We start from the raw sequence: 15535 nt of genomic DNA, 5'->3' as shown, positions 1-15535 counted from the left end.
GCGAACGCTCAGGCACGGTGACCTGAAGGACCGGCTTACATCCCATTGCGTCCGGAGGCGCCGATGTCCCAAGTCTTCTCCGAGGAGACCCACCGCAACATGCTCGCCCGCATCCCCCACTGCACCGGTCGTGAAGTCGCCGACTGGCTGCGCACCGTCGAGGACGGTCCGGCCCTCTTCCGCTTCGAGGAGAAGGTCAGCTGGCTCCGCCACGAACACAACCTCGCGTACGGCCACGCGAAGGCGATCATCCACGAGTACGACCTGAGGAGGGCCGCGCGCAAACTGCTCTAGGCGCGCACCTGGAGAAGCACACAGAACGGCGGCACAACGGCGAAGGGCCCCGGGAGAAGTTCCCGGGGCCCTTCGGTGCCCTACCGTCGGCGAACTCCGCCGACGCGGATCAGTCGCTGTTGAGGATCGAGATGAGCCTCAGGAACTCCATGTAGATCCACACCAGCGTCAGCGTCAGGCCGAACGCGGCCAGCCACGCCTCCTCGCGCGGAGCGCCGTAGGCGATGCCGTCCTCGACCTGCTTGAAGTCCAGGGCGAGGAAGCAGGCGCCGAGCAGGATGCCGACGACGCCGAAGAAGACACCCATCGCACCGCTGCGGAAGCCGAGGCCGTCACCGCCGCCGAACACCGCGAACAGCAGGTTGACCGCCATCAGCAGGACGAAGCCGAGCGCGGCCGCCATCACGAAGCCGTAGAAGCGGCGGTTGACGCGGATCCAGCCCGCCTTGTACGCCACCAGCACACCGGCGAAGACCGCCATCGTGCCGATCACGGCCTGCATGGCCGCGCCGTCGGCGATACGACTGTCGACGACGTTGGAGACGACACCGAGGAAGACACCCTCGAACGCCGCGTACGTCAGGATCAGCGCCGGCGAGGCCTGGCGCTTGAACGACTGCACGAGTGCCAGGACCATACCGATCAGCGCGGCACCGATACCGATGCCGTACGACCGTCCGATGTTGGCGTCGTCCACCGGCAGCAGCGCCCAGGCGAGCGCGGCGGTGACGATGAGGACACCGAGCGTCGTGCCCGTGCGCAGGACGACGTCGTCGATCGTCATGCGGCCGGTGGTGGCCGGCGCCTGCGGCGGCGCGCCGTACTGCTGGCCCTGCTGGGCGTAGGGGTTCTGCGCGTACGGGTTGCCGGCCGGCTGGGCATAGGGATTGCCCTGCGTTCCGACAGCGGCGCCCCCGGCCTGCGGCGCGGTGTTGAAGCCCGCGTAGCCGTTGTCGCGGCTGAACCCCCGTCGCGAGAAGACCGGGTTGCTGCTCCTCATTTCACTCCTCCGTGGCCACCCTGCGTAGCCTTGGCCTCAAGAGTAATGGAAGGGCAAAGAAATGACCCTAGTGCTTGAGTAGGATCTTTCCCTGCCACGTGCGCAACACGCTACGCGCAAGCGTGATTCCCGGCACCGGGCGGGCTCATTCATGACCAACCCGCGACACGTCCGGAACCGGCCGGTGATCAGGCCCTTATCCGGAGCGAACCCTTCCCCCGCACGCTCAGCCGAAGGCGAACCCCGTGTACCCCTCCGCCAGGTCCGTCTCGGCGGCCCGCGAGGACGCGATCCGCTCCAGTCGGGCGAGCTGGAGGCGGTCCTCGAAGGGGGTGGCGTCGGGGGCCCGGTGCAGCAGCGTCGTCATGTCGTACGAGAACCGCTCGGCCTGCCAGACGCGGCGCAGGCAGGTCTGCGAGTAGGCGTCGAGGAGGTCGGAGGAGCCCGTCTCCTTCTGGTGCGTCAGGGCCCTGGCGAAGGTGACGACGTCCCCGACGGCGAGGTTCAGCCCCTTCGCGCCCGTGGGCGGCACGATGTGGGCCGCGTCCCCGGCGAGGAAGAGCCGGCCGTGCCGCATGGGCTCGTGGACGTAGGAGCGCATGGGGGTGACCGACTTCTGGGTGATCGGGCCGCGCTCCAGGCGCCAGTCGTCGGCGGTCTCGAAGCGGCGCTCCAGCTCGTCCCAGATCTCGTCGTCGCCCCACGCCTCGGCGTCCGTGCCCTCGGGGACCTGGAGGTAGAGGCGGGAGACCGACGGGGAGCGCATGGACAGCAGGGCGAAGCCGCGGTCGTGGCGGGCATAGACGAGCTCGTCGTGGGAGGGGGCGACGTCGGCGAGGATGCCGAGCCAGCCGAAGGGGTACGTCCGCTCGAAGACCCGGGTCAGCTCGGCCGGGACGGCCTTGCGCGCGACGCCCCAGAAGCCGTCGCAGCCCACGACGTAGTCGCAGTCGAGGACGTCCTCGACCCCTTCGTACCGGAAGCGGACGCGCGGGCTGTCGGTGTCGGCGCCCTCCACGGTCAGCGCCTCGGCCCCGAAGAGCAGCGGGCCGCCGTCCTTGAGCTGGAGGGCGATCAGGTCCTTGCAGACCTCCGTCTGGGCGTAGACCATCACGGACCGGCCGCCGGTGAGGGCGGGGAAGTCGACGCGGTGCCGCTGCTTGTCGAACCGCAGTTCGATGCCGTCGTGGCGCAGCCCCTCGCGGTCCATGCGCTCCGCGGCCCCGGCCGCGCGCAGCACGTCCACCGTGCCCTGCTCCAGGATCCCGGCGCGCTGCCGGTGCTCGACGTAGGCGCGGTCGCGACTCTCCAGGACGACCGAGTCGATGCCGGCGTTGTGCAGCAGCCGGGCGAGGAGGAGGCCGGCCGGGCCGGCGCCGATGATGCCGACGGTGGTGCGCATCGGGCGTTCCCTTCGGTGGGCGGTGTCGTGCGGGGGCTCGTGTTCGCTCAGTGAAGTTTTCTTCACCTGCTTCCGCCCGTGAGTCTGCGCCCGCCTCCACCCGCTGTCAACGGTCGCGCGGTGAAGCGTGCCGTGAGGTTGGGGTGTGGCTGCGGTGAAGTCCTCAATGGACGATGCAGCCAATCCGAACAGCGTCGGAGGTGCCCGGAACCGGACTTGAACCGGTACGCCCGCGAGGGGCAGCGAGGTTTAAGCTCGCCGTGTCTGCATTCCACCATCCGGGCAGGCCATGGGCTCCGCGTCGAGGTTCCGAGACTATCGGGATACATCCCCCGAACAGCGGACGGGCGGACCGATGTTGTCTTATTTTATTGGCGCCTGAGGGTGCATCAGCACACGGTACGGGCCATCAGCACTTGCCACTAGCCTGTCGTGCGGCGGCCGGTCGCGCATGCGGAATGACGGAATTTCACCGCCCGAACAAGGGGGCTCCACCTGTTCTTGACTCACCCGCTCGCAGGGGGCGGCCGTCATCCCCAGGTATGACACGGCGGCCCGCGGTCAGACCCGAGTCTGTCTTCGGAACCAGAACAACGGGTGACTACAAGTACGCGCCTTGCCGAGACGATGGTTCACGTCCTCGAGAAACCACCGTCGTCCCCCAGGAGCGTCAACCCGTGACCACCACTCCCATCGCCGACCGGACCACCACCGTGGCCGCGCGTGCCACGGATCTGTCGAAGATCTACGGACAGGGCGAGACCCAGGTGGTCGCCCTCGACCGGGTCTCCGTCGACTTCCGCCAGGCCGAGTTCACGGCGATCATGGGCCCCTCGGGCTCCGGCAAGTCCACGCTGATGCACTGCGTGGCCGGGCTCGACACCTTCTCCTCGGGTTCCGTGCGCATCGGCGACACCGAGCTGGGCTCCCTGAAGGACAAGCAGCTCACCAAGTTGCGGCGGGACAAGATCGGCTTCATCTTCCAGGCGTTCAACCTGCTGCCGACGCTGACCGCCCTGGAGAACATCACCCTCCCGATGGACATCGCGGGCCGCAAGCCGGACAAGCAGTGGCTCGACACGGTCATTCAGATGGTCGGGCTCTCCGGCCGGCTGAGCCACCGGCCCTCCCAGCTCTCCGGCGGTCAGCAGCAGCGCGTCGCCGTCGCCCGCGCCCTGGCCGCCAAGCCGGACATCATCTTCGGCGACGAGCCGACCGGAAACCTCGACTCCCGCTCCGGCGCCGAGGTGCTGGGCTTCCTGCGCAACTCCGTGCGCGAGCTGGGGCAGACGGTGGTGATGGTGACGCACGACCCGGTGGCCGCCGCGTACGCGGACCGGGTGGTGTTCCTCGCGGACGGGCGGATCGTCGACGAGGTGTACGGGCCGACGGCCGACTCGGTCCTCGACCGGATGAAGCAGTTCGACGCCAAGGGCCGCACCAGCTGACGCCCGGCTGACACCCGGTCAAGAACCTTCGGAGTAGACAACCTCATGTTCCGTACCGCCTTGCGCAACGTACTCGCGCACAAGGCCCGGCTCCTGATGACCGTGCTCGCCGTGATGCTCGGCGTGGCCTTCGTGTCGGGGACCCTGGTCTTCACCAACACCATCTCCGACGCCTACCAGAACAGCTCGGCCAAGGGCTTCGACCAGGTCGACGTGGCCGTGTCGGCCGAGTACCAGGAGGACAAGGGCGACACGCTCGGCAAGACGCCCGACCTGACGCAGGCGCTGCTCGACCGGAGCGCCAGGGTGCCGGAGGCCGCCTCTGCCATCGGCGTCGTCAGCGGCTTCACCGCCATCGCCGACAAGGACGACAAGCTCATCGGCGGCGGCTTCCAGTCGCAGGGCGGCAACTACTGGGGCGACAAGGACCCCCGGTACCCGCTGAAGTCCGGCTCCGCGCCACACGGCGAGAAGCAGGTCGCCATCGACTCGGAGACCGCGCGGCGCGCCGGGTACAAGGTCGGCGACACCGTGCGCCTCTCGATCGACGGGCCCGTCCTCTCCCCGAAGATCGCCGGCATCTTCACCACCGACGACGGCAACGTCGCCGCCGGCGGCAGCCTCGCCCTGTTCGACACGGCGACGGCCCAGAAGCTGTTCGGCAAGCCGGGCGCCTACGACGAGATCGACGTGAAGGCGAAGGCGGGCACCAGCCAGCCGGCACTGAAGGCCGCGCTGGACAAGGCGCTGCCGAAGGGCGTCACCGAGACCACCACCGGCCAGGAGCTCGCCGACGACCAGGCGGAGGCGATCTCCTCCTCGATGAGCGGACTGCGGCAGGGCCTGCTGGTCTTCGCGGGCATCGCCCTCTTCGTCGGCACGTTCATCATCGCCAACACCTTCACCATGCTGGTCGCCCAGCGCACCAAGGAACTGGCACTCATGCGCGCGGTCGGCGCCTCCCGCCGGCAGGTGACCCGGTCGGTGCTGATCGAGGCGTTCGTGGTGGGCACGGTCGCCGGTGTGACGGGCCTCGTCGCCGGTATCGGCATCGGAGCCGGGCTGCGCTCCCTGATGGGCTCGCTCGGCGCGACCGTGCCGGACGGGCCGCTGGTCATCACCCCGAGCACCATTGCCGCCGCCCTCGCGGTGGGCATCGTCATCACCATGCTCGCCGCCTGGCTGCCCGGCCGCCGGGCCGCGAAGATCCCGCCGGTCGCGGCGATGAGCAGCGTGCACGCCCAGGCGACCACCCGGTCGCTGGTGCTGCGCAACACCATCGGGGCCCTGTTCTCGGCGGCGGGCGTCGCGGTCGTCCTGGCCGCCACGACGATGAGCGGCTCGGACGGGCAGGCGCCCATGGGCCTCGGCGCGGTGCTGCTCATCATCGGCGTGTTCATCCTGACCCCGCTGCTGTCCCGCCCGCTGATCGCGGCGACGGCCCCCGTCCTGCGCGCGTTCGGCGTCTCGGGCAAGCTGGCCCGGCAGAACTCGCTGCGCAACCCGCGCCGTACGGCGGCCACGGCCTCCGCGCTGATGATCGGCCTGACCCTCATCACCGGTATGACGGTGATGGCGGGCAGCCTGCAGAAGTCGATCGACAAGATGGCATCGTCCGCGATCCGCGCCGACTACGTGGTGTCGATGGCGAACGGCAACGAGCTCTCCGCCGACGTCGGCAAGAAGCTGACGGCCACCGAGGGCGTCACCGACATCAGTCCGCTGCGCAACGCCCCCTCCCGCATCGACGGCGAGACCGAGTACCTGACCGGCGTCAACGGCGCCGCGATCGGCAAGCTGACCGACCTCAAGGTCGACAACGGCAGGTTCGAGGTCGGCGGCGACAAGGTCGTCGTGGACGCCGACACCGCCAAGGCGCAAGGCTGGAAGGCCGGTTCGGCCTTCACTGCGGCGTTCGAGGACGGAAAGAAGCAGCGGCTGACCGTCGCCGGGGTCTACGAGGGCAACGAGCTGGTCCGCGGCATCATGGTCGACCTGACCACCCTGGCCCCGCACCAGACGGACACGGCGGACATGCAGGTCATGGTCAAGACGTCCGACGGCCCGTCCGACGCGACGAAGGACCGGCTGGAGAAGGCCCTCGGCTCCAACCCTGCCATCAAGGTCCAGAGCAAGCAGGACCTCTCCGACGACATCGCGAAGATGTTCACGCTGATGCTGAACATGCTCTACGGGCTGCTCGCGATGGCCGTGATCGTCGCGGTGCTCGGGGTCATCAACACCCTGGCCATGTCGGTCTTCGAGCGTTCCCAGGAGATCGGCATGCTGCGCGCGATCGGCCTGGACCGCAAGGGCATCAAGCGGATGGTCCGCCTGGAGTCCCTGGTCATCTCCCTCTTCGGCGGCGTGCTCGGCATCGGCCTCGGGGTGTTCTTCGGCTGGGCGGCCGGTGAGCTCATCGGCACGAAGATGCCGACGTACGAGCTGGTCCTGCCCTGGGCCCGGATGGCCGTGTTCCTTATCCTCGCGGCGACGGTCGGCATCCTGGCGGCGCTGTGGCCGGCCCGGCGGGCGGCCCGCCTGAACATGCTGACGGCGATCAAGTCCGAGTAGCGGCACGCCCACGGCCGCGAAGGGCCCCGTTCCCGGCACCGGGAGCGGGGCCCTTCGCGGTCGGTCCCGGTCAGTTCCAGGTACGGGCCCGCAACGGCATCCCGGAGGCTCCGGAGCCGGGGGTGCGCACCGCCAGGACCTGGTTGACGCCGATGTTGTTGCGTTCGAAGGACAGCGCGGAGGCCGCCATGTACAGGCGCCAGACCCGGGCCCGGCCTGGCCCGGCCAGCGCCACGGCGCGCGACCAGCCGGCCTCCAGGTTGGCGACCCAGCGGCGCAGGGTGAGCGCGTAGTGCTCGCGGATCGACTCCACGTCCCGCACCTCGAACCCGGCGCGCTCCAGCTGGGTGACGGTGGTGCCGAGCGGGACGAGTTCGCCGTCGGGGAAGACGTAGGCGTCGATGAACTCGTCCACGTCGTACGACGACTCGTCGTGTTGCGGGGGGCGGGCGATCTGGTGGTTGAGCAGCCGGCCACCGGGGCGCAGCAGGGCGTACAGGTCCTGGGCGTACTCCAGGTACCGGTCGGCGCCGACGTGTTCGGCCATGCCTACGGAGGAGATCGCGTCGTACGGCCCGTCGGTGACGTCCCGGTAGTCCTGCACCCTGATCTCGACCCGGTCCGTGAGGCCCTCGTCGGCGACGCGTTTACGGGCGTACGCGGCCTGCTCCTGCGAGAGCGTGACGCCGACGACGCTCACACCGTGTTCGCGGGCGGCGTGCGCGGCCAGGGAGCCCCAGCCGCAGCCGACGTCGAGCAGGCGCCGCCCCGGTCTCAGATCGAGCTTGCGGCAGATGAGTTCGAGCTTGTCGCGCTGGGCGTCCTCGAGGGTGGCCTCGGGTTCGGGGGCTTGCCAGTAGGCGCAGGAGTAGACCATCGACGGGCCGAGAACGATCTCGTAGAAGTCGTTGCCGACGTCGTAGTGGTGGCTGATGGCGCGTCGGTCGGTGTGCCGGGTGTGGAGGTGGCGGCGGCGCCGGACCTCCTCGCGGGGCGGGGCCGGCGGCAGCGGTAGGCCGGCGAGTCTCACGAGGCCGCGGGCGGCGGCCCACACCTCGGGGTCGCGCAGCGCCTGGCTGAGGGTTCTGGCGTCCTCACCGCGCTCCCAGACGGTCCCCGCGAGCAGGTCGAGGGTCTGGTAGAGGTCGCCCTCGATGTCCAGGTCCCCGGCGACCCAGGCGCGGGCGAGGCCCAACTCGCCGGGTTTCCAGAGCAGTCGGCGCAGGGCGCGGCGGTTGCGGACGACCAGTGCCGGCGCGTCCGGCGGTCCGGACTGCGAACCGTCCCAGGCGCGGATCCGGATCGGGAGCGGGGCTCCCAGTACCTGTTCGAGCAGGCTTTTGAGCCGCAGCGCGGCATCGGCCATGGTGCACACCTCCGTGACAATCGATCCCGGAATGTCCAGCACCACGTAAACACCTGCGGGGCCCGGCCACAGTCCCCCACGCGCGTTACGTCTGAGGAAAAACTCTCGTACGAACACCGACGGACGCAGAGGGACCTCCCGCACCACGGATGGCGGGAGGTCCCTCGGGTGGATCAGGTGACCGGGAGGGTCAGGAGGCCTTGGCCTTCTCCCCGGACTTCTCGGTCTTCTCGGCCCTGCTCGCGGCGGCGACCGGCGCCGGCTTGGCGGCCTCGTAGAACTCCTCGCGCGGAGTCTCCAGGGCGCCGAGGGCGACGACCTCGCGCTTGAGGAACATGCCGAGGGTCCAGTCGGCGAAGACGCGGATCTTGCGGTTCCAGGTCGGCATGGCCAGACCGTGGTAGCCACGGTGCATGTACCAGGCGAGACGGCCCTTGAGCTTGATCTTCATCTTGCCCATGACGATCATCGCGACGCCCTTGTGGAGGCCGAGGCCGGCCACCGCGCCCTTGTTGGCGTGGCTGTACTCCTTCTGCGGGAAGCCCCGCATGCCGGAGACCACGTTGTCGCCGAGGACCTTCGCCTGACGCAGCGCGTGCTGGGCGTTCGGCGGGCACCAGGCGTTCTCGACGCCGGCCTTGCGGGCGGCGACGTCCGGGACCTGGGCGTTGTCGCCGGCGGCCCAGATGTAGTCGGTGCCCTGGACCTGGAGCGTCGGCGCGCAGTCGATGTGACCGCGGGGGCCGAGCGGCAGGCCGTAGCGGGACAGGGCCGGGTTCGGCTTGACGCCGGCGGTCCAGACGATCGTGCTGGAGTCGACCTCGAGGCCGTTCTTCAGCACGACGTGGCCGTCGACGCAGGAGTCCATGGAGGTGGAGAGGTAGACCTCGACCCCGCGGGCCTCCAGGTGCTCCTTGCCGTACTGGCCGAGCTTGGGGCCGACCTCCGGAAGGATCTTGTCGGCGGCGTCGACGAGGATGAAGCGCATGTCCTCACGGGACACGTTCTTGTAGTACTTGGCCGCGTCGCGGGCCATGTCCTCGACCTCACCGATGGTCTCCGCGCCGGCGAAGCCGCCGCCGATGAAGACGAAGGTGAGCGCCTTGCGGCGGATCTCCTCGTCGGTGGTGGAGTCGGCCTTGTCGAGCTGCTCGAGGACGTGGTTGCGCAGGCCGATGGCCTCCTCGATGCCCTTCATGCCGATGCCCTGCTCGGCGAGGCCGGGGATCGGGAAGGTGCGGGAGACCGCGCCGAGCGCGACGACCAGGTAGTCGAAGGGCAGCTCGTACGCCTCGCCGACCAGCGGGGCGATCGTGGCGACCTTGCGGTCCTGGTCGATGGTGGTGACCCGACCGGTGAGAACCTCCGCCTTGGGAAGCACGCGTCGCAGCGGGACGACGACGTGACGCGGGGAGATGCTGCCGGCGGCGGTTTCGGGAAGGAAGGGCTGGTAGGTCATGTACGACCGGGGGTCGACGACCGTGACGGTCGCCTCTCCGTAGCGCATCTTCTTCTGGATGCGCCGAGCTGCGTACAGGCCTACGTACCCACCGCCTACTACGAGGATCCTGGGACGCTCCGTGGTGCTCATGCCATCGAGTATCCACCCGCCCCTAGGGGGTCGCTCGTGCGCCCCTTCACAAGCTCCGACGGGGTGTGTGTTATCCTCCCCGGCTCGCGTGATCCACATCATGATGACAACCGGGATCCATTGTGCACCGCGCGTCGTTGTCAATGCCGCGTGAGCTGCTTCTCTGGGTCACGAGGCCCCCTGTGAGCCTCCTCTCGACCCTCCCTCCAGAGGCCTTCCAGCGCACCCCCATACCATGCTTCTGAACACGTTCAAAGGCTCGTTGGGCCCCCAGAAGGGTCAACCCGACCCATCTCTTCGCTCTGGAGTGCCGAATTCCTTGTGAAGAACTTCACGAACTTTTCCGGCGGGGGGCCACGGAAGGGGGACACGTGACCCTCTCAGGCGCACTCATACGTTGTTCGACCTGCTCAACCGAGGCTACTGGCCAGTAGAAAAGGTCTCCAGCCGCTCGGCCACCGCAGCCAGCCAGCCGCTCGGCGCGTACGGCGCCGGCCAGTCGACTTCCATGCCGAGTTCGGCCATGCCCAGCGCGTACTCCGACTCGTCGAGCTCCAGCGTGAGCAGTTCCCGTAGCTCGCCCACGACACGGGCGACGATCTGCGGATCCGTGGCAGCGGCGTAGTCGGCGAGGGCTGCCCCATGAGGGTCGTCCCGCGTCCCGAACTCATCGGGCATGTCCTGCGAGAACCACCCGCCCAGGAACTGCCCCAGCTCCGGAAACCGGGCGTGCCACTCCCAGTGGGTGACCGGGGCCGACGGGGCCGGTACCTCGCCCTCCTCCACACTGCGCCTGATGTGGTCGGCGACGAGCAGCAGCCAGTCCTGGACACCGGCTTCGGGCAGGCCGACATCGGGCACCGCGTAGAACTCGCCGAGCCGGCGCCGCAGAGTCCCCGGGGGATTGCGGGCGTACTCGCGCAGTTGCGCCTCGGCCATGCCGAGGGCCCAGGGCCGGTTGTGCCAGGTGTGCCGCAGGTAAGCGGTCAGGGCGGTGCTCGGCCGGTCCTCCGTGTCGTCGGGGGCAAGCCCGGCGTACGCGCGCATGACCTGGTCCAGCTCGCCGTAGCGGCGGTCGTGCTCGAGGGGGCTCATGGGCATGGGGCGACGGCCTCTACAGGTGGATCGGGAAGGTGGCGTGCACGACGAAGCCGTGCGGGGATGCGTTGTCCCGCCTGAGGATCACCCGGGCCGCCCGTACGTCGACCGGGCCGCGGCCCGCCAGCATCATCGCCTGGAGCAGGACTCTGCCCACCGGGTCGGGACGGGAGGGCCAGGCCGCCTCGATGGTCAGGCGCGGGCGGGTCGACTGGGCGAGCCAGCGGTGAATGAGCTGTTCGTTGGCGGTGACGGTCTGTTGGGTGGCCCATTGGGCGGTTTCCCGGTCGGGATACGTGGCGGAACGGTTCGGTCGGGGCACGGGAAGGCCTCAGTGCGCTTCGAGGAGGTGGGCGGAGGCGGCTCGCAGAACGTCCCGCAGGACGGGTGGTGTGGCCCAGGGGACCACCGACCGGAGGGAGGCGACGGATCGCGTGTCCCCTTCGAGAAGCAGCGCCTCGTGGAGTTCCGCGACGAAGGGGGGAAGCACGTGCGCGCAGCCGCCCGGGTGTTCGCTGGTCACCCCCGCGAGCACACCGTCCTCGAAGGTGTCGTACTCGTCCGACTCGACCCACCAGGAGAAGTCCCGCAGATGGGTGTACCTCAGTTCCGCCTCCCAGGCGGACATCGGGACGTCCTCGAACCGGGCGATCCCCTCGCGTTGTGACGTCCTCAGTGACGAGGCCGTATCCGTGAGGAAGGCCGTCCTGTCCTGATCCCCTGCCAGCGCGTCGAGCCTCTGCAGGAACCCCGGTGGCAGGTCCCTGTCGGGGGAGGTCCGCAGCTCTTCCGCGACGAGATCGAGCAGAGCGGCCAGCGTGGCGCTCGGCATGGCCCACCTGGTGGTGGCACAGCTGTCCAGGGTCCGGTTGACGCGCGCGATCTCTTCGGTGAACGGCGCCGTCTCGCCCCGTTCGCGTGCCGTGGCGAGGATGTCGAAGAGCCTCGCCACCACCCCGTTGTTGAAGACGGCACCGGTGTACGTAGTCACGGCCGGCCGCTGCTCCTTTCCGCTTCCAGCTCGGTCGCCGACCGTCATGCGGTCGGCATGGACGTGAGGACGACAAAGGGTGGGTCGATGCCTCTCTTGTACCGCAGGACGACGTTGACGCCGTGCGCGTCGGTCCCCCGCGCCTGCAGTCCGTCCGCGTCGTAGGCGGTACGGGACACGGTGCGCCCCGTCACATCGGTGAAGGACCTGTCCAGGGTCAGGGTCGATCTCTCGTTGGCGACCGGTTGCTGTTCGAGCCGGTCCAGCCAGCGCTCGATCTTCTCGGCGTTGCCGATGTCGTCCAGGGTCGCCTGGGTGAGCCGCTGAGCGGACGCCAGGTCCGTGAACGACGACGCCGCCAGCGGCCGTACCGAGCCGTCGGGGCGGACGACCTGCTGGTCCCTGAGCCGCTGCGCCAACTGCTCGTCCGTCTTGCCCACGTGCTTGTCCACGCTGTGTCCGCCGTACAGACCTTCCGCGTTGGCCAGGTCGATCGCGTAGAAGTGGTTCTTCTCGTCGGCGTCGGTGGTGTATTTGTGCTCCTGCTTGAAGTCGTTCAACGCCCGCGCCCCGAAGGCCTCGGCACGCGCTTCCTCCGCGGCATAGGTCGGGGCGCTGCGACGCGCCTCCTCCAGGGGACCCATGAGTGCGTCGAACTGGGGCGTGAGCGCGTTGACGCGGCGGTTGTACGACTCGACGACGGCGTTCAGGGCGGCTGTGTCGATGTTGAGCGTGATCTCCGCGCCGAGTTCCGCGGCGCCTGTGGCTAGCCCCTTCAGGAAGCGGCCCACTCCCTTCGCGCCCTCCTTGACGTCGTTGAGGTCCACGCCGTCACTGAGGTCGATGTTGCCGACGGCCTGCTTGACCGCCTCCATGTAGATGTCCCACACCTTGCCGTTCAGGTCGACGGCGGCCTCGGCGAACTCGCGCAGGAGGTCGCTGATCTTCTTCGCGGTGTCGAACAGGACGGTCATGACCGGGTGGCTGGCGGTCGGGGAGGCGGAACTGTCGTGCTTCCACTCGTAGCCCGCCCTGCTCTGCCCCCAGTCCGCGGTCCCCCACAGCGAGCTGCAGAACTTCCGCATCGCGTCGTACCACTCGCTGTTGCTCTGCTGGGTGATGCCGCTGACGAGCCCGGTCAGACCGCTCTCCGTCATGGACAGCGACATGGTCGTGTTCGACCAGGCCTGGGACAGCGAGTTGAGGTAGTGCTGCTGCGGGAACGGATAGACCTCGGCGACCTTGCCCCAGCGGAACGCGTGCTCCAGGAGAGGACGGATGATGTGCCACACCAGATCCGGGATCCACTCCAGGATGGAGCGGATGAAGTCGTCACCGCCGTCGTCGTCGCCCCATTTCAGATCCGGCACCGAGCCGTAGTCGGGCACGGTGTCGATGACGACGGGCGGCGGTTGGGTCCGGGCGACGGTCTGGCCCGAGGCGTCGTTGGCCGCCTCCGCCTTGGCGTAGTTGTTGGCCGTCGTCGCGAAACCGACCGCCGCTCCTCCGACACTGACCACGGACTTGGCCCACACGTCGAGGAATTGGTTACCGGCCTTGACGTACGCCGTCGCGAAGGCCTGTGCCGCTGTCCCGTAGCCGCCCGCGTCGGGATATTCCTTGAGGGCGGTGAGAAGGTCCTTGGCAGCCTTGTCGAAGGGGGTCTGCTGTGCCGCGAAGCCGCCCGCCACCTGGTGCAGGTTGGACGGCTTGACGTCGATGGTTCCGCCGCCCGGCGTCGCCGAGGGGGTCGCCATCAGGCAGCTCCCCAGCCGCGCAGGACTGCCAGGTGCGCGGCCGTGTAGTTGGTCCGGCCGGTGGTCACGACCTCGTGCAGCCATTTCTGGGCCGCTTTCAGGTCCTGCGCCGAGCGATCCCACTCGTCGAGCTTGTCGACGAAGGCCTCGCGGGCCTCACCGCTCCATGACAGTACGACCGGTTCCACTCGGTCGTACAGGTCGTCGAGCTTGCCGTTGAGCTGCTTGAGGATGTCCTCCAACTCGCCCGCGAGGTGCTGCAGCGTGGCGAGCCTGACGGTTATGTGGTCGTCTCCGGCGCTGGGCGGCATGTGTTCCCCGTCCCTCGAGCCGGCAGTCCGCGACGCGGATGCCGGACGGCGGTGTCAGAAGTCGTCGAGGCTGCTGTTCGGCCGCGTCGGCGGCTCGGCGGTGGGCAGGTTCGGCGTGGACAGCCGGTCCACCTCACTGGCGACGTCCACCTGGATCCGGCGCAGGCTGTCCAGAACGGCCAGTTCTCGCTCCGTGAAGCCGTCCCGGCTCAACCGCACCGCCGACTCCAGCAGTTTCATGACTTCGCGGACGCGCACGGCGTCCTCGGCGGCAGCGCGGTGGAACCTGCGGTATGCCGTGGCGGCCGGGCCCTGCCAGCCCGCCTCGATGCTGTCGACGATGCCGTCCATGCGCCGCACCTGACGGGTCAGGTAGTCCTGCATGTCGTTCAGATCGTCGGCGAGCTTGGTCAGGTCCTCGTGCTTCGCCCGAAGATCCGCGGCGCCCTTCGCGCCCTGCGGCTCTGCCATGACGCATCCCCCGCCACATCAGTGTCCGTGATCCCACGATTCGCACATGTGAGCCTAGCTCAAGGACCTTTGACGGTCAGGAACCTGAGTCGAGGCTCACAGGCCCCCGGGCATCCACGCGGATGCCCGGGGGCCGGAAAGCGACTGCGCGGCGAGCCGGTTCAGGCGAGGGACCAGGCGATGCCGTCGAGGATGTCGTGTTCGCTCACCACGACCTCCTCGGCGCCGATGCGTTCCATGATCGACAGGAGGACCAGGGCGCCCGCGGCGATCACGTCCACGCGGCCGGGGTGCATGGAGGGCACGGCGGCGCGTTCGGCGTGGGTGGAGCTCAGCAGCCAGTCGGTGATCTCGCGGACCTTGTCGCGGGAGACGCGGGAGTGGTGGATGGCCTCCGAGTCGTACTCGGGCAGCTCCTGGGCGATCGCCGACACGGTCGTCACGGAACCGGCCAGGCCCACCAGCGTGCGTGCCTCACGCAGCGGCACCGTCTCCTCGGCGAGGTCGAGGGCCGTCTCGATGTCGGCGCGCATCGCGGCGATCTGTTCGGCGGTGGGCCGGTCGGACACGACCCCGTCCCGGACCAGGTGCCGCTCGGTCATACGGACGCAACCGACGTCGACGGAGCGCGCCGCGCGGACGTGGTCGTCGCCGACGACGAACTCGGTCGAGCCGCCGCCGATGTCCACGACCAGGTAGGGCGTGGGCAGGTCGCCCGCCCGTCGCCCACGACCCTCCTTCGCAGGGCGCTCCGCGCCCCCCTGGTGGTGGCCGGTCAGCTCCTTGGTCGCCCCGGTGAAGGAGAACTCGGCCTCCTGGTCGCCGGAGATGACCTCGGGCTCGACGCCGAGGATGTCCACCACGCCGCGCACGAAGTCGTCGCGGTTCGAGGCGTCCCGGGACGCCGACGTGGCCACGAACCGCACCTTGCCCGCGTCCAGTTCACGGATCACGTCCGCGTACTCGCGGCACGCCGCGAACGTGCGCTCCAGCGCCTCGGGGGCGAGCCGGCCGGTGCGGTCCACGCCCTGGCCGAGCCGCACGATCGTCATGCGCCGGTCGAGTTCCCGGAGCTCACCCGTGGCCCGGTGGACGTCGGCGACGAGGAGCCGGATGGAGTTCGTGCCGCAGTCGACGGCGGCGACCCGGCTGAAACCGGCGGGGACGGCGGGAGCCTCGGCGAAGGAGCCGCTGCGGGCCTCGGCGGGGTCGGCGACCGCACCCTCCGCGCC

14 protein-coding genes and 1 tRNA gene are annotated in these 15535 nt (G+C 69.3%); 3 read left to right on the top strand and 12 right to left on the bottom strand.

Annotation, left to right across the window (positions count from 1 at the left end; genetic code table 11):
• Positions 1-63: 63 nt before the first annotated feature.
• Positions 64-294, top strand: a complete 231-nt coding sequence (locus tag AC067M_RS22920) for a DUF4287 domain-containing protein (RefSeq protein WP_389425036.1) — start codon at positions 64-66, stop codon at positions 292-294.
• A gap of 109 nt (positions 295-403) precedes the next feature.
• Here the strand turns inward: AC067M_RS22920 and AC067M_RS22915 are convergent, their stop codons facing one another.
• The 3 genes from AC067M_RS22915 to AC067M_RS22905 form a co-directional block, all read right to left on the bottom strand.
• Positions 404-1294 (bottom strand): Bax inhibitor-1/YccA family protein, encoded by an 891-nt coding sequence (locus tag AC067M_RS22915; RefSeq protein ID WP_478698864.1) that lies wholly within the window; start codon positions 1292-1294, stop codon positions 404-406.
• A gap of 226 nt (positions 1295-1520) precedes the next feature.
• A complete protein-coding gene (locus AC067M_RS22910; RefSeq protein WP_478698863.1) occupies positions 1521-2696 on the bottom strand; it encodes a 4-hydroxybenzoate 3-monooxygenase in 1176 nt (391 codons plus the stop codon).
• Between the two features lie 201 nt (positions 2697-2897).
• A tRNA-Leu gene (locus AC067M_RS22905) sits at positions 2898-2980 on the bottom strand.
• A gap of 393 nt (positions 2981-3373) precedes the next feature.
• Here AC067M_RS22905 and AC067M_RS22900 point away from each other — a divergent pair.
• Positions 3374-4144, top strand: coding sequence for an ABC transporter ATP-binding protein (locus tag AC067M_RS22900; protein ID WP_478698862.1), 771 nt, complete (start codon positions 3374-3376; stop codon positions 4142-4144).
• 45 nt (positions 4145-4189) lie between these two features.
• On the top strand, positions 4190-6718 hold the full coding sequence (locus AC067M_RS22895) for an ABC transporter permease (RefSeq protein WP_478698861.1): 2529 nt from the start codon (positions 4190-4192) through the stop codon (positions 6716-6718).
• A 70-nt stretch (positions 6719-6788) separates the two neighbouring features.
• Here the strand turns inward: AC067M_RS22895 and AC067M_RS22890 are convergent, their stop codons facing one another.
• The 9 genes from AC067M_RS22890 to AC067M_RS22850 all read right to left on the bottom strand — a co-directional run bounded on the left by AC067M_RS22890 (position 6789) and on the right by AC067M_RS22850 (position 15418).
• Complete coding sequence (locus AC067M_RS22890; protein WP_478698860.1) at positions 6789-8084, bottom strand: class I SAM-dependent methyltransferase; 1296 nt, start codon at positions 8082-8084, stop codon at positions 6789-6791.
• A 190-nt stretch (positions 8085-8274) separates the two neighbouring features.
• On the bottom strand, positions 8275-9675 hold the full coding sequence (locus AC067M_RS22885) for an NAD(P)/FAD-dependent oxidoreductase (protein WP_478698859.1): 1401 nt from the start codon (positions 9673-9675) through the stop codon (positions 8275-8277).
• A 420-nt stretch (positions 9676-10095) separates the two neighbouring features.
• Entirely contained in the window at positions 10096-10776 is a 681-nt protein-coding gene (locus AC067M_RS22880) for a contact-dependent growth inhibition system immunity protein (protein WP_478698858.1), read from the bottom strand.
• A 13-nt stretch (positions 10777-10789) separates the two neighbouring features.
• Positions 10790-11095 carry an RNase A-like domain-containing protein gene (locus tag AC067M_RS22875; protein WP_478698857.1) on the bottom strand — a complete coding sequence of 102 codons (306 nt, stop codon included), beginning with the start codon at positions 11093-11095 and terminating at the stop codon, positions 10790-10792.
• Positions 11096-11104: 9 nt separating this feature from the next.
• A complete protein-coding gene (locus AC067M_RS22870) occupies positions 11105-11764 on the bottom strand; it encodes a hypothetical protein (RefSeq protein ID WP_478698856.1) in 660 nt (219 codons plus the stop codon).
• A 44-nt stretch (positions 11765-11808) separates the two neighbouring features.
• Positions 11809-13521, bottom strand: coding sequence for an RNase A-like domain-containing protein (locus tag AC067M_RS22865; protein WP_478698855.1), 1713 nt, complete (start codon positions 13519-13521; stop codon positions 11809-11811).
• On the bottom strand, positions 13521-13832 hold the full coding sequence (locus AC067M_RS22860; protein WP_478698854.1) for a WXG100 family type VII secretion target: 312 nt from the start codon (positions 13830-13832) through the stop codon (positions 13521-13523). The genes AC067M_RS22865 and AC067M_RS22860 overlap by 1 nt, the downstream gene beginning before the upstream one ends.
• A gap of 54 nt (positions 13833-13886) precedes the next feature.
• Entirely contained in the window at positions 13887-14303 is a 417-nt protein-coding gene (locus AC067M_RS22855) for a WXG100 family type VII secretion target (protein ID WP_478698853.1), read from the bottom strand.
• Between the two features lie 161 nt (positions 14304-14464).
• Entirely contained in the window at positions 14465-15418 is a 954-nt protein-coding gene (locus AC067M_RS22850; RefSeq protein WP_478698935.1) for a Ppx/GppA phosphatase family protein, read from the bottom strand.
• Positions 15419-15535 lie beyond the last annotated feature (117 nt).

The organism is Streptomyces sp. NPDC043427 (assembly GCF_056436655.1).
The sequence above is the reverse complement of the archived record's forward strand: the minus strand, read 5'-3'. Positions and strand labels throughout refer to the sequence as shown.